Here is a 13470-nt window from a genome sequence, read left to right as displayed (position 1 = left end):
GGCCGTCCCCGCTCCGGGGACATGGACCGTCCGGGCCAGCACGCGCGGTCACGGTCTCGGATCCGAGACGCCTCGAGGTCGTGGGTCCTGTGCTGCCGGCCCGACCGGGGCTTGGATGAGGGCATGAGCGACACCACCTCCCGTCCCGCCGTCACCGTCGGCGTCGGACCCGTCTCCTTCACCGACGTCGTCGCGGTCGCCCGTCACGGTGCGCCGGTCCGCCTCGGCGACGGCGCGCTGGCGGCCATCGACCGCGCCCGGGCGGTCGTCGACGAGCTCGCCGCGGCGCCCACCCCGGCGTACGGCATCTCCACCGGGTTCGGCGCCCTGGCCACCCGGCACATCCCCACCGACATGCGCGCCCAGCTCCAGCGCTCGCTGGTGCGCTCGCACGCGGCCGGCTCCGGCCCCGAGGTCGAGCGCGAGGTGGTCCGCGCGCTGATGCTGCTGCGCCTCTCGACGCTCGCGACGGGGCACACGGGCATCCGCCGGGAGACCGCGCAGCTGATGGCCGACCTGCTCTCCGCGGGCATCACCCCCGTGGTGCGCGAGTATGGCTCCCTCGGCTGCTCGGGCGACCTGGCGCCGCTGTCGCACTGCGCGCTCGCGCTGATGGGCGAGGGCGAGGTCCGCGACGCGGCGGGCACCCTGCTGCCGGCGGGCGAGGCGCTCGCCGCGGCCGGGCTCACGCCGGTCGAGCTGGCCGCCAAGGAGGGGCTCGCCCTCATCAACGGCACCGACGGCATGCTCGGCATGCTGGTCATGGCCGTCACCGACCTGCGGATGCTGCTGCGCACCGCGGACGTCGCGGCCGCGATGAGCGTGGAGGGGCAGCTCGGCACCGACCGGGTCTTCGCCCCCGAGCTCCAGGCCATCCGGCCGCACCCCGGCCAGGCCCTGTCGGCGGCCAACCTCACCGCCCTGATGGCCGACTCGGCGATCGTCGCCTCGCACCGCACCGGCGACTGCAACCGCGTGCAGGACGCCTACTCGCTGCGCTGCTCGCCCCAGGTGCACGGCGCGGCGCGCGACACCGTCGAGCACGCCGCGGTCGTGGCCGGCCGGGAGCTGGCCAGTGCCGTCGACAACCCGGTCGTGCTGGCCGACGAGGGGCGGGTGGAGTCCAACGGCAACTTCCACGGGGCGCCGGTCGCCTACGTGCTCGACTTCCTCGCGATCGTCGCCGCCGACGTCGCCTCGATCAGCGAGCGGCGCACGGACCGGTTCCTCGACCGGGCGCGCAGCCACGGCCTCAACCCGTTCCTGGCCAGCGACCCCGGCGTGGACAGCGGGCACATGATCGCGCAGTACACCCAGGCCGCCATCGTGTCCGAGCTCAAGCGGCTCGCGGTGCCGGCCAGCGTGGACTCGATCCCCTCCAGCGCGATGCAGGAGGACCACGTCTCGATGGGCTGGTCGGCGGCCCGCAAGCTCCGCCGCTCCGTCGACGGCCTCGCGCGCGTGGTCGCCGTCGAGGTCCTCACCGCAGCCCGCGCCATCGACATGCGCGAGCTCGACCCGTCGCCGGCCACCGGCGCCGTCGTACGGCTCCTGCGCGACGCCGGCATCGAGGGCCCCGGCCCCGACCGGCACCTCTCACCCGAGATCGAGACGGCCGTCTCGCTCGTCGCCTCCGGTGCGGTGCTCGACGCCGCCCAGTCCGTGATCGGAGAACTCGCATGACCAACCCCCGCCTGCCCATCCACGCCGCCACCGGCACCGAGCTGTCCGCGAGGTCGTGGCAGACCGAGGCGCCGCTCCGGATGCTGATGAACAACCTCGACCCCGCCAACGCCGAGCGCCCCGAGGACCTCGTCGTCTACGGCGGCACCGGCAAGGCCGCCCGCAGCTGGGAGGCGTACGACGCCCTGGTCCGCACGCTGCGCGACCTGCGCGACGACGAGACGATGCTCGTCCAGTCCGGCAAGCCCGTCGGGGTCATGCGCACCCACGAGTGGGCGCCGCGCGTCCTCATCGCCAACTCCAACCTGGTCGGCGACTGGGCCAACTGGGAGGAGTTCCGGCGGCTCGAGGACCTCGGGTTGACGATGTACGGCCAGATGACGGCAGGCTCGTGGATCTACATCGGCACCCAGGGCATCCTCCAGGGCACCTTCGAGACGTTCGCGGCGGTGGCGGACAAGACCTTCGGCGGGAGCCTGGCCGGGACCATCACCCTGACGGCCGGACTCGGCGGGATGGGCGGCGCCCAGCCGCTGGCGGTCACCATGAACGACGGCGTCGCCATCTGCATCGAGTGCGACCCGTCCCGGATCGCCCGGCGGATCGAGCACCGCTACCTCGACGTGCAGGCCGACTCCCTCGAGCACGCCCTCGAGCTGGCGGTCGAGGCGCGCGACGCCCGGCGACCGCTGTCGATCGGCGTGCTCGGCAACGCCGCCGAGATGGTGCCGGCCCTGCTGGAGCAGGACGCCCCGATCGACATCGTGACCGACCAGACGTCGGCGCACGATCCGCTCTTCTACCTCCCGATCGGGGTGCCCTTCGAGGAGTGGCAGGCCCAGCGCGAGGCCGACCCGGCCGGCTTCACCAAGGCGGCGCAGGCGTCGATGGCCGCGCACGTGCGGGCGATGGTCGAGTTCCAGGACAAGGGCGCCGAGGTCTTCGACTACGGCAACTCCATCCGCGACGAGGCCCGCAAGGGCGGCTACGACCGCGCGTTCGACTTCCCCGGCTTCGTCCCGGCCTACATCCGCCCGCTCTTCTGCGAGGGCAAGGGTCCCTTCCGCTGGGCGGCGCTGTCCGGCGACCCGGCCGACATCGCGGCCACCGACCGGGCGATCCTCGAGCTCTTCCCCGACAACGAGCGGCTCCGGAAGTGGATCACCATGGCGGGCGAGCGGGTGTCCTTCCAGGGCCTGCCGGCGCGCATCTGCTGGCTGGGCTACGGCGAGCGGCACCTGGCCGGGCTGAAGTTCAACGAGATGGTCGCCTCCGGCGAGCTCAAGGCGCCGGTCGTCATCGGCCGCGACCACCTCGACTGCGGCTCGGTCGCCTCGCCCTACCGCGAGACCGAGGCGATGCTCGACGGCTCCGACGCCATCGCCGACTGGGCGCTGCTCAACGCGCTGGTCAACACCGCCTCGGGCGCGAGCTGGGTGTCCATCCACCACGGCGGCGGCGTCGGGATGGGCCGCTCGATCCACGCCGGCCAGGTCTGCGTCGCCGACGGCACCGAGCTGGCGGCGCAGAAGATCGAGCGGGTGCTGACCAACGACCCCGGCATGGGCGTCATCCGGCACGTCGACGCGGGCTACGAGCGGGCCGCCGAGGTGGCCGCGGAGCGCGGCGTACGCATCCCGATGCAGGAGGGGTGACAGGGAAGCCCTGACGCGGGCTCCGCCCATCGGTCAGGATGCCCGCATGACGAACACGGGGGACAGGAAACCGGCGCGTGCGCGCGTGGCGCTCACCGACATCAGCTCACGCGCGTGGGAGCACCCGGCCGACCGCGGCGCCCTGGTGGCGCTGCGCAAGCTCAAGGGCTTCGACGTCATGCTCAAGACGATGTCGGGGGTGTTCCGCGAGCGGGCCTGGCGGCTCACGCTCCTCGGCTCGGCGGTGCGCGTCGACGAACGACAGTTCACCCGGCTGCACCGCCTGCTCGCCGAGGTCGGGGTGAGCCTGGACGCGCCCGACCTGCCGGAGATGTACGTCGCGTCCGACCCGACGCTGTCCGCGCAGACCGTCGGGATGGACCGCCCCGTCATCGTGCTGTCCTCCGGGCTGGTGCACCACCTCGACGACGACGAGCTGCGCTTCGTCATCGGCCACGAGCTCGGCCACGCCGTCAGCGGACACGCGGTCTACCGCACGCTGCTCCTGCGGCTGCTCGGCCTCACCGGCCTGCTCAGCGCGATCCCCGGCGGCGCGGTCGGCATCCGGATGGTCACCGTCGGGCTGCTGGAGTGGTCGCGCAAGGCCGAGCTGTCGGCCGACCGAGCCGGGGTGCTGGCCTGCCAGGACCCCACGGCCGCACTGCGCACCCACATGAAGCTCGCCAGCGGCGGGACGCTCGAGGAGCTCGACGTCACCTCGTTCCTCGCCCAGGGCGCGGAGTACGACGAGGGCGGCGACGTCCGCGAGTCGCTCATCAAGCTCTCGCTGCTGCAGCAGCAGACCCGCCCGTTCGCCGTCGTCCGCGCCACCGAGCTGCGCCGCTGGATCGACACCGGCGCCTACACGGCCATCCTCGGCGGCGCCTACCCGCGGCGCCAGGACGACGACAGCGCCTCGATGACCGCCGCCGCGCAGGAGGCGGCAGCGAGCTACACCCAGGCGTTCGAGCGCACCTCCGACACCCTCGGTCGGCTCGTCCACGACCTCGCGGGCTGGATGGGCACGGCGATGGGCTGGTTCGACGAGCGTTTCCGTCGCAACGGGACCGAGAGCGCCTGACCTCTCTCGGGTCCCGGGTGGTTACCGACGGGGATCCGTTGACAGGGTCGCCTTGACGGTGGGTGGATGCAGGGAACCTATCTCGGGAGGCCCCACATGTCCGTCTCACGCCCACTCGCCGTCCTGGCGTCCCTCGCCCTCCTGCCCCTGGGCCTCGCGCTCGGGTCACCGGCCGTCGCCGACCCGGAGACCGTGCCGGGCGGCCCCTGGCCCGGCCAGGAGAACGTCAACGCGATCCGCTCCTACGACCAGCTGTGGAAGACGCTGGAGACCATCGACGGGCGGGCGCAGGGCCGCTTCGACCTCGAGGCCGCACCGCTCCCGTCCAACACCGGCCGGGAGATCCCGGTGGTCACCCTGGGCGACGGCCCCACCTCGCTGATGCTCATCGCCAACCAGCACGGCAACGAGTACGTCGTCAGCGAGGCGATGGTAGAGGTCGTCCGGTCCCTGAGCGGCGGTTCGGCGCACGCGCGGGAGGTGCGTGACGCGCTCACCCTGACCATCGTGCCGCGGGTCAACGTCGACGGCTTCGACGCCGACGTCACCGACCTCTCTGGCGACACCACGCCCTGGCGGCAGAACTACGACACAGAGTGCGCGGCGTTCTGCGAGTTCTACGAGGAGGGTCGGGGCTACGACATCAACCGCTACCACTCCTACTCCGCCAACGCCTACGACCACCCCTACCAACCGGGCGAGGACAGCGACAACCCCGTGCCCGAGGCGATCACCATGCGGCTGCTGTGGGACGAGCGGCAGCCTGAGCTGGTCGTCGACTTCCACCACCAGGGCACCTACGTCGACGAGGAGGGCCGGATGATCACCGGCTCGATCATGTGGCCCAACGCCGAGGCCGAGGCCGAGCGCCTGGGGATCGCCGAGCAGTTCGCCGAGACGGTCGTCGACTCCAAGCGCGCGGTGTCGCAGATGGTGACCGCCCTCGAGGGCAAGGGCTACGCCAACATCACGCGCTACCCGAGCACCGAGTTCCCCGGGATCGCCCGCAACGCCTACGGCCTCCTCGGCTCGGCGTCGGTGCTCTACGAGGCCCGCGGCGGCATCGGGGCGGCCTCCAACGGCTACATCACGCAGCAGACGATCGTCGCGGCGGAGTCGGTCGTCGACGCGGCCGCGGACGGGTCGCTGTGGACGGCCAGCACGGCACCGGCCGACGCGCTGCGCGAGCGGGGGCCCTACGTCAGCGACCCGCACGAGTGACCGGTCCGACCCGGCTCCGGCTCAGTCCGCCACGGCGGGCTCGCCGGTGGCCGGGTCGGCCTGCGGGGTCTCGTGCCCCGTGACGCCGTTGACCGTGGGGCTGACGAGCCGCTCGAGCACCATGGCCAGCACGGCCATCGCCCCGCACCCGGCGACGATCAGCGCGATGAAGCCCCACGACCAGCCGTGGCTGAGCATGAAGCCGGCGACCACCGGGCCCAGGATGGTGCCGGCCTGGAAGGCCCCCGCGCTGACCGCGTTGTAGCGGCCCCGCAGGTGGTCGGGCGCCATGTCGTTGGTGATGGCCGGGATGGTCGGCTGGAGGAGGGTCTCGCCGAGGGCGAAGAGGCCGTTGAAGGCGAGCACGCCGACGGCCGCGGCCATGGTCCCGGGGACCAGGCCGGTGAGGCCGAGCACGAGCCAGGACACGGCCCACAGCACCGTCATGACCACCAGCACGCGGGTGCGGCGGCGGCCGCTGATGCGACGCAGCACGACGAACTGGAGCAGCACGATGGTCGCGGTGTTGACCGCGAAGCCGACGCCGATGACGCGGGTGGACACCTCGCTGACGGTGCGGGCGAAGGCCGGCAGGCCGGCCTCGATCTGGCCGTAGCCGACGAACGTGCCGAGGAAGGTCAGCGCGGTCAGCCAGAGCACGGCGGGCTGGCGCAGGATCGCGAGGTAGGAACCGGCTGAGTCGTCGGCGTCGTGGGGCCGCTCCGCCCGACCGTGCACGTGGCGCAGCGGGCCGAGCAGCAGCGCGATCGGCACGAGCATGCAGGCCGCGTCGGCGAGGAAGATGACGGTGAACGTCGAGGGGTCGGTGACGTCGGCGTAGAAGCCGCCGATGACGCCACCGAGCCCGATGCCGAGGTTGACCAGCGCGAAGTTGATGCCGAAGTACTGCTGGCGGGTCTCGCCGGTGGTGACGGCCGCGACGAGGGCGTTGAAGGCCGGCCACGAGACCCCGAAGTTGAAGCCGAGGAACGCGAAGCCCACGGCGAAGGCCAGCGGCGTGGTCGCGAACGCGATCACCGTGCACCCCACCACCTGCGCGCTGGTGGCGACGAGCAGCATCCGCCGGGCGCCGAGGCGGTCGGTGAGCGCGCCGCCCGGTCCGGTGACCGCGAGGGCCACGACGGCGATGAAGGCCATCAGCAGGCCGGCGAGGTCGAGGGAGATCCCGCGGACCTCGTGCATGTAGATGATCGTGAAGGGCAGGGTGAGGCCGCGCCCCAACGTCTGCACCACCACGGTCGAGAGCAACCAGCGGCCCTCCACCGAGAGGGAGTCCCAGAAGGCGCGCATGCCCGGTCGTGTCGTGCTCACGGCGCAGATCCTCGCCCCCCGCACCGACAACGCACCAATCGGTTTCGCCGTGCTCCGGACATGACAGTGGCCCGGTCCGTGGAGGACCGGGCCACTGGCGTGTCGTGCGTCTGGTGTGGTGCTACCAGACCCGACGGCTGCTGCCGCCGATCGGCACGAAGTTGAGGATCAGGCCGACGACCAGCAGGATCGCGCCGATCGTGGTCAGGATCGAGATCTTGGCCACGAGGCCGACGATGAGAAGAATCAGGCCGAGTACGACCATGGGTGCTGCCCTCCTAAGAGGTCTCACTCTGAGACCGCGGCGTCACACTGCCCGATATGCGGACGAAAAGCCAACACCCGGGCGGGTGGAACTAGTCCGTTCGGGTGGTGTCGCGCCTGCGGAACGTGGCCAGCTCGGTCGGCAGGGCCTTGAGGATGTCGGCCACGACCCCGCCCAGCTCCCAGCGCGATCCGGGCTCGGTGCTCGCGATGATGCCGTCGAACGTCACGGCCTGGAAGACGAGGTCGGCCAGGGGTGCGAGCGCCAGGCAGCGGTCGACGTCGGCCGAGGCGTACGCCGCCCGCCACCGCGCGGCGTACGTCGTCTCGAGCGCCGGCTCGCCGGGGCGGGACCGGCTGAAGCGGGCCAGGTGGACCGCGTCGAGGAAGGGGTGGCTCACGCACCCGTCCGTCCAGTCGAAGATGCGCAGCGACCGGCCGTCCCACGCGACGTTGCCGAGGTGCAGGTCGCCGTGGCACAGCGTGTCGGGGATCCCGGCCGACCAGAGCTCGTGCACCAGCGACTCGAGGTCGTCGGCGCAGCGCCGCGCGGCGGCGAGCTCGTCGGCGCTCAGCAGCGCCAGCTCGCCGCTCCCGGACAGCACCGCGCGGAAGCCGGCGAGCGTCTCCTCCGCGCCACGAGGTGCGCAGCCGCCGTTGCGCAGCTCGTCGACGTGGGCGACGGCCCGGATCTGGGCGTCGGCCCACTGGCGGGCCACCTCCACTCCCGCTCCGTCGGCCCGGTCGGCGTCCTCGGCGCCGGTCATCGGCTCCATGAGCAGCCAGCCCTCGTCCTGCTCGACGGCCACCAGTGTCGGGACGAGATCGGGGAACAGGCGTGCCACGGTGGGGTGGACCCGGGACTCGGCCCGGAAGTGCTCGCACGGCGCCTTGAGCCAGAGGTCGCCCGCGTCGGTCGGGACGCGGGCGACCGTGGAGATGCTCCACGTCTTGACCGGCTCGACCGGCGCGCTGCGGCTCCGGCCGGATCCGTCGAGGACGCGGTCCACCCACGCCTCGACGCGGTCGAACCACCCGGCCCTGAACCAGTCCGGTCGGCCCGGCGGGGTGTGCGCGGGGTCCAGCTCGGTAACGGCACGGGCCACGGCCTCGGCATGGTCGTCGTCGCCCAGCTCGGTGGGTGTCACGAACCGCCCCCGGGGCGGGGCCCCCCGGCTGCCAACGAAGTGCACACGGCGACCGTCGGCCAGCCGGGCCGTGGGCGCGACCGCGATGTCGGCGCCGACCAGCCGGAGGGCACCGGTCAGCTCGTCGTCCTCGCGGCGCGGCAACGAGGGCAGCCGCCCCGAGCCGTCGGCGAGGACCCGGCCGTCGTGCAGGAGGGCGACGTGGTCGGTCATGCCGCCGACCCTCCCACGGGATCAGCCTTGCAGGGCCCGGATCGCCTCGTGCATCGACAGCGTCCGCTGCGCCGACTCGACGTGCAGCGCCTCGATGAGGCGGCCGTTGTGGGTGACGACGTGGGACGTCCGGCCCTCCCACGCCTCGAGGATCCCGCGCGCGGTCTCGACCGCCTGCTCGCTGGGGGCGAAGGCCTCGTTGGCGCCCTCGACCTGGCCGGGGTGGATGAGCGTCTTGCCGTCGAAGCCCATCTGCCTGCCCTGCGTGCACTCGGCCAGGAAGCCCTCGGTGTCCTTCACGTCGTTGTAGACGCCGTCGAGGATGACCTTGCCGGTGGCGCGCGCGGCGAGGAGGGCGAGCGAGAGCCCGGCCAGGACGGGCTGCCGGCCCGGCACGTGCTCGGCGTACAGCTCCTTGACCAGGTCGTTGGTGCCCATCACCAGCACGGTGAGCCGATCGGAGGCGGCGGCGATCCCCTCGGCGTGGAGCATGGCGTAGGGCGTCTCGACCATCGCCCACAGCTTGGTGTGCTCGGGCGCGTCGTGGGACGCCATGGTCTCGACCAGGGCGAGGACGGCGTCGGCGCTGTCGACCTTGGGTACGACGATCGCGTCCGGCCCGGCGGCGCACGCGGCCGCCATGTCGTCGGCGTGCCAGGCGGTGTCGGCGCCGTTGACCCGGATGGTCAGCTCGCGGCGGCCGTAGTCCCCGCTCGCGGCGGCGGCGCACGCGGCGTCGCGCGCGGCCTCCTTGGCGTCGGGGGCGACGGCGTCCTCGAGGTCGAGGATGAGCCCGTCGCACGGCAGGGTCTTGGCCTTCTCCAGCGCCCGCTCGTTGGAGCTGGGCATGTAGAGGACGGAGCGGCGCGGACGGAAGTCGGTCATCGGTCAGTCCTCGATCGTGATGGCGTCGTACTGGGCCTTGAGCTGCGGGTCGATCGCCGCGAGCTGCTCGGCCAGCTCGACCATGACCAGGCACTGCTTGAGCGACGCGTCGTCCTCCATCTTGCCGTCGAGCATGACGGCGCCGGTGCCGTCGCCCATGGCCGCCACGACGCGGCGGGCGTGCTCGATCTCCGCAGCGCTCGGGGCGAAGACGCGGTTGGCGATCTCGATCTGCTTCGGGTGGAGGGTCCAGGTGCCGACGCAGCCGAGGAGGAAGGCGTTGCGGAACTGGTCCTCGCACGCCACCACGTCGGCGATGTCGCCGAAGGGGCCGTAGTAGGGGTAGATCCCGTGCATCGCGCACGCGTCGACCATCCGCGAGATCGTGTAGTGCCACAGGTCCTGCTGGAAGATCTCGCGGCGCGCCTCGGGCTGGTCGGGGTTGCCGTCCGCGCGGACCAGGTAGCCCGGGTGCCCGCCGCCGACGCGGGTGGTCTTCATCCGGCGGTCGGCGGCCAGGTCGGCCGGGCCGAGGGAGAGGCCCTGCATGCGCGGGCTGGCGCCGCAGATCTCCTCGACGTTGGCCACCCCGCGGGCGGTCTCGAGGATGGCGTGCACGAGGATCGGGCGGTCGAGGCCGGCCTTCGCCTCGAGCTGGGCGAGCAGCCGGTCGACGTAGTGGATGTCCTCCGCGCCCTGGACCTTGGGCACCATGACGACGTCGAGCTTGTCGCCGATCTCGGTGACCAGCGTGGTCAGGTCGCCGAGCACCCACGGGCTGTCCAGCGCGTTGATGCGCGTCCAGAGCTGGGTGGGACCGAAGTCGGTCTCCTTGGCGATCTCGACGAGCCCGGCGCGGGCGGCCTCCTTGTTGTCGGCCTTGACCGCGTCCTCGAGGTTGCCGAGCAGCACGTCGACGGTGCCGACCATCTGCGGCACCTTCGCCGCCATCTTGGCGTTGGACGGGTCGAAGAAGTGGATGGCGCGACTGGGGCGGGCCGGGATCTCGGTGACCGGGGCGGGAGCCCCGACGGCGAGCGGGCGGAAGAAGTCCTTGGCTGGGCGCATGGGGCGGAACCTACCGACTTCGGGTGACCGCCGGGTATGACCTATTCCACTCGTCCGCCCGCTCGTCCCGCCCGCGCTCAGGGCCTGGCGACGAAGTAGGCGTTGAACGGGTCCGCCTCGACGTCGTGCACCACCACGTCGGAGAAGCCGGCCTCGCGCAGCATCCGCTCGGCCGTCTGGACGCCCCAGACCGTGCCGAGGCCGGCGCCGCCCTGGCCCAGCGAGACCGACATGCAGTGCACGGTGGAGACCGCGTAGAGGAACGAGGCCCACGGCAGGTCGAGGTTGTCCTCCAGGTTGCTCTGGGCGTTGATGTCGACCATCAGGTAGGTGCCGTCGGGCCGCAGCGCGCGGCGCACGTTGGCCAGGACCGTCGCGGGCCGGGCCTGGTCGTGGATGGCGTCGAAGGTCAGGACGAGGTCGTACGCCGCCTCGGCGTCGAGCCGCGCCACGTCGAGCTCCTCGAACCGCACGTTGTCCAGCCCCCAGGCGGCCGCCTCCGCGCGACCGGAGGCCAGCGCCTCGGCGCTGAAGTCGTAGCCGACGAAGGTGCTCGCCGGGTAGGCGCGGGCCAGCAGGTTGATGGCGTGCCCGGACCCGCACCCGATGTCGGCGACCGCGATCCCGGACTCGAGCCGGTCGGTCACCCCCGCCAGCGGGATGATCGTGTCGAGCAGGGAGGCGTCGTTGACCGCGGCCGACTCGGCGGCCATCAGGGCGTGGAAGCCGGGGTAGTCGTCGTAGGACAGCCCGCCCCCGGTGCGGAACTTCTCCGCGACCAGGGAGGCCACCTGGCCCATCAACGCGATGTAGCGGGCCTGGCGGGCGAGGTTGTCGGCGCCGGGGCCGGTGAGGAACGGCACGTGGTCGGGACGCAGCGCGTAGGTGCGGTCGCCGGGCGACCAGTCGACGAATCCGGCCGTGACCATGCCGCCGAGCCACTCGCGGACGTAGCGCTCGTCGAGGCCGGCGGCGTCGGCGACCTGGACGCTCGTGGCCGGGGGAAGGGCGGCGAGCGTGTCGAGCAGGCCGACCTCGTGGCCGATGCTGGTCAGGATGCAGACCGCCCCGTCGTCGAGGATGCGCAGGAGGCGGTCGACGACGGCGTCGGGGTCGAGGTCGGTCGTCGGGGCAGTGTGCTCGCGGGTCTCGGTCGTGGTCATGACGGGCTCCTCGGTCGTGGGTGTCGGGTCCGTGACGCTAGGAGCGCGGCACCGCGCGCCGCGTCGGGCGAACGCCCCATCTCTCGCCGCACGGCTGGGGCATCCACCCCAGCGGGCTCACACCAGGTGCTGGTCCCGCGCCCAGGCCGCGGCGGCGGTGCGCGAGGAGACCCCGACCTTGGTGAAGATGCTGGCCAGGTGCCGGCTCACCGTCTTCTCGCTGATGACCAGGGCCTCGGCCACCTGCCGGTTGCTCCGTCCGGACGAGACCTCGCGCAACACCTCGACCTCCCGCTGGGTCAGTCCGCACGGCCGTGCGTCGTGCGCGGTGAGCCGACCGACGTCCGGGGCCGCCCCGAGTTGCGTGTAGATCGCCAGCGCGGTGGCTCGTGCGGCGTCGGCGCGGTCGTGCTCACCCGCAGCCCGGTGGGCGCCGGCCAGTGCCTCGTGGACCGCCGCGGTGGCGTGGCGGTGGCGCTGCGCGCGGTAGACGGCGGCCGCGCGCTCGAGGAGGTCCACGGCCCCGGTCGCCCGGCCCTCGGCCAGCAGCAGCGCGGCCCGGGCCCGGTCGGCACGGGCCAGGAGGCCGGGCGTGCCGAACCAGGCGGCGGTCTCCTCGAGCTCCGCCACGAGCGTCGCGGCGTACGACGCCTCGCCCTGCCCGAGGGCGAGCTCCACCGCGGCGAGCAGCATCCGCGCCCTGCCGAGCCGGGTGGCGTCCGCGAGGCCGACCCGGAGCGCGGTGAGCGCCTCGTCGGGCCGTCCCTCCGCGGCGAGCAGCAGCGCCGATCCGGGGAGGGCGTCGTGGTCGAGCCCGCGGGCGAGGGCGTACGCCGACCGGGCGCCCTCGGCGTCGCCGCGCAGGCGTCGCACCTCCCCGAGCGTGTAGTACCCCTCGCCGGCCAGCCAGCCGTGCGCGCCGACCAGGTCGGCGCTCCGCTCGCCGAGCTCGCTCTCGACGGTCGCCCAGTCGCCCTCTGCGACCAGGAGCTGGAGCTCGTGGATCCGGGTGACGCTCGCGAACATGAAGGTCCCGCCCCGCGGGCGTGACCACCGGGCCATCGCGTCGGTCCAGGACCGCATCCGCGCCAGGTCCCCGAGCTCGTCGCAGAGGTGGATGACGGTGCAGTAGAGGTCGCCCGACCAGAGCGGGTCGACCTGGCCGGCGAGCACGGGGAGCATGGCCTCGTCGAGGTGGGCGAACCCCTCGGCGGTGCGCCCGCGTCGTACGGCCGCGATGCCGCGCAGCGTGAGGCCGAAGCCCTCGAGGGCGGGATCACCGAACTCCCGGGACAGTGCTTCCACCTCGAGAGCGGCCGCCTCCGCCGTCTCCGGGTCCCCGCCGACGTCCATGTCGGCCGTTCCCTCGAAGTAGGCGAGGTAGCCGTGGGCGCTCGAGCGCGGCAGGTCGTCCAGCACCCGCCGGGCGCGGGCCAGCCACGCCGCGCCGACCTGCAGGTCGCCGCGGGTGAACCACTCCAGCGCCAGGCGCAACGCCCGGTCGGCGGCCTGCCGGCGCTCGCCCGACGCGAGAAGCCGGCGGTAGACCTCCTCCGAGACCGCCATGGACCGCGGCGAGTCCCCGAGCCACCACGCGGCCTCCGCGAGGAGCTCGAGGTCGGCGGTCGTCAGGCCGTCGCGCGACCCCTCGAAGGCGTCACGGGCGGCGCGCCAGTCGCGCTGCGAGAACGCCTCCCGCGCCGGTGCCAACGGGTCGGAGGTCACCCTCCGAGTGTCGTCCCGCGACGGGCGGCGGG

General features: G+C 73.1%; 11 protein-coding genes. 4 read left to right on the top strand and 7 right to left on the bottom strand.

What is annotated here, in order from left to right; all coding sequences use genetic code 11:
• The first annotated feature begins 123 nt into the window (after window positions 1-123).
• From hutH to DAI17_RS13895, 4 genes are all read left to right on the top strand, one after another.
• Window positions 124-1683: a histidine ammonia-lyase gene (gene hutH / locus DAI17_RS13910; protein WP_107773782.1), complete on the top strand. Its 1560-nt coding sequence runs from the start codon at window positions 124-126 to the stop codon at window positions 1681-1683.
• Window positions 1680-3338: a urocanate hydratase gene (hutU, locus tag DAI17_RS13905; RefSeq protein ID WP_107773781.1), complete on the top strand. Its 1659-nt coding sequence runs from the start codon at window positions 1680-1682 to the stop codon at window positions 3336-3338. Before hutH ends, hutU begins: the two co-directional genes overlap by 4 nt.
• A 46-nt stretch (window positions 3339-3384) precedes the next feature.
• Window positions 3385-4419 carry a M48 family metallopeptidase gene (locus DAI17_RS13900; protein ID WP_107773780.1) on the top strand — a complete coding sequence of 345 codons (1035 nt, stop codon included), beginning with the start codon at window positions 3385-3387 and terminating at the stop codon, window positions 4417-4419.
• Between the two features lie 96 nt (window positions 4420-4515).
• Window positions 4516-5640 (top strand): M14 family zinc carboxypeptidase, encoded by a 1125-nt coding sequence (locus DAI17_RS13895; protein ID WP_107773779.1) that lies wholly within the window; start codon window positions 4516-4518, stop codon window positions 5638-5640.
• Between the two features lie 21 nt (window positions 5641-5661).
• On the opposite strand, the gene DAI17_RS13890 is transcribed toward DAI17_RS13895, so the two are convergent.
• From DAI17_RS13890 to DAI17_RS13865, 7 genes are all read right to left on the bottom strand, one after another.
• On the bottom strand, window positions 5662-6972 hold the full coding sequence (locus DAI17_RS13890; protein WP_199905121.1) for an MFS transporter: 1311 nt from the start codon (window positions 6970-6972) through the stop codon (window positions 5662-5664).
• Window positions 6973-7093: 121 nt separating this feature from the next.
• Window positions 7094-7237, bottom strand: coding sequence for a hypothetical protein (locus DAI17_RS21300; protein ID WP_199905120.1), 144 nt, complete (start codon window positions 7235-7237; stop codon window positions 7094-7096).
• 91 nt (window positions 7238-7328) lie between these two features.
• Entirely contained in the window at window positions 7329-8597 is a 1269-nt protein-coding gene (locus tag DAI17_RS13885; protein ID WP_107773777.1) for a phosphotransferase family protein, read from the bottom strand.
• Between the two features lie 21 nt (window positions 8598-8618).
• Window positions 8619-9482 (bottom strand): HpcH/HpaI aldolase/citrate lyase family protein, encoded by an 864-nt coding sequence (locus DAI17_RS13880; RefSeq protein ID WP_107773776.1) that lies wholly within the window; start codon window positions 9480-9482, stop codon window positions 8619-8621.
• A gap of 3 nt (window positions 9483-9485) precedes the next feature.
• Window positions 9486-10550: an HpcH/HpaI aldolase/citrate lyase family protein gene (locus tag DAI17_RS13875; RefSeq protein ID WP_107773775.1), complete on the bottom strand. Its 1065-nt coding sequence runs from the start codon at window positions 10548-10550 to the stop codon at window positions 9486-9488.
• A 77-nt stretch (window positions 10551-10627) separates the two neighbouring features.
• Entirely contained in the window at window positions 10628-11713 is a 1086-nt protein-coding gene (locus DAI17_RS13870) for a class I SAM-dependent methyltransferase (RefSeq protein WP_107773774.1), read from the bottom strand.
• A gap of 117 nt (window positions 11714-11830) precedes the next feature.
• Window positions 11831-13438, bottom strand: coding sequence for a helix-turn-helix domain-containing protein (locus tag DAI17_RS13865; protein WP_107773773.1), 1608 nt, complete (start codon window positions 13436-13438; stop codon window positions 11831-11833).
• Window positions 13439-13470: the final 32 nt, after the last annotated feature.

Origin of the sequence: Nocardioides sediminis (assembly GCF_003047295.1) — a bacterium.
Taxonomy (GTDB): Bacteria; Actinomycetota; Actinomycetes; order Propionibacteriales; family Nocardioidaceae; genus Nocardioides; species Nocardioides sediminis.
This window is presented reverse-complemented; position numbering and strand designations above follow the sequence as displayed.

Coding starts and splice junctions, on each gene's coding strand:
- hutH (WP_107773782.1), top strand. CDS start 124: ATGAGCGACACCACCTCCCGTCCCGCCGTCACCGTCGGCGTCGGACCC.
- hutU (WP_107773781.1), top strand. CDS start 1,680: ATGACCAACCCCCGCCTGCCCATCCACGCCGCCACCGGCACCGAGCTG.
- DAI17_RS13900 (WP_107773780.1), top strand. CDS start 3,385: ATGACGAACACGGGGGACAGGAAACCGGCGCGTGCGCGCGTGGCGCTC.
- DAI17_RS13895 (WP_107773779.1), top strand. CDS start 4,516: ATGTCCGTCTCACGCCCACTCGCCGTCCTGGCGTCCCTCGCCCTCCTG.
- DAI17_RS21300 (WP_199905120.1), bottom strand. CDS start 7,237: ATGGTCGTACTCGGCCTGATTCTTCTCATCGTCGGCCTCGTGGCCAAG.
- DAI17_RS13885 (WP_107773777.1), bottom strand. CDS start 8,597: ATGACCGACCACGTCGCCCTCCTGCACGACGGCCGGGTCCTCGCCGAC.
- DAI17_RS13880 (WP_107773776.1), bottom strand. CDS start 9,482: ATGACCGACTTCCGTCCGCGCCGCTCCGTCCTCTACATGCCCAGCTCC.
- DAI17_RS13875 (WP_107773775.1), bottom strand. CDS start 10,550: ATGCGCCCAGCCAAGGACTTCTTCCGCCCGCTCGCCGTCGGGGCTCCC.
- DAI17_RS13870 (WP_107773774.1), bottom strand. CDS start 11,713: ATGACCACGACCGAGACCCGCGAGCACACTGCCCCGACGACCGACCTC.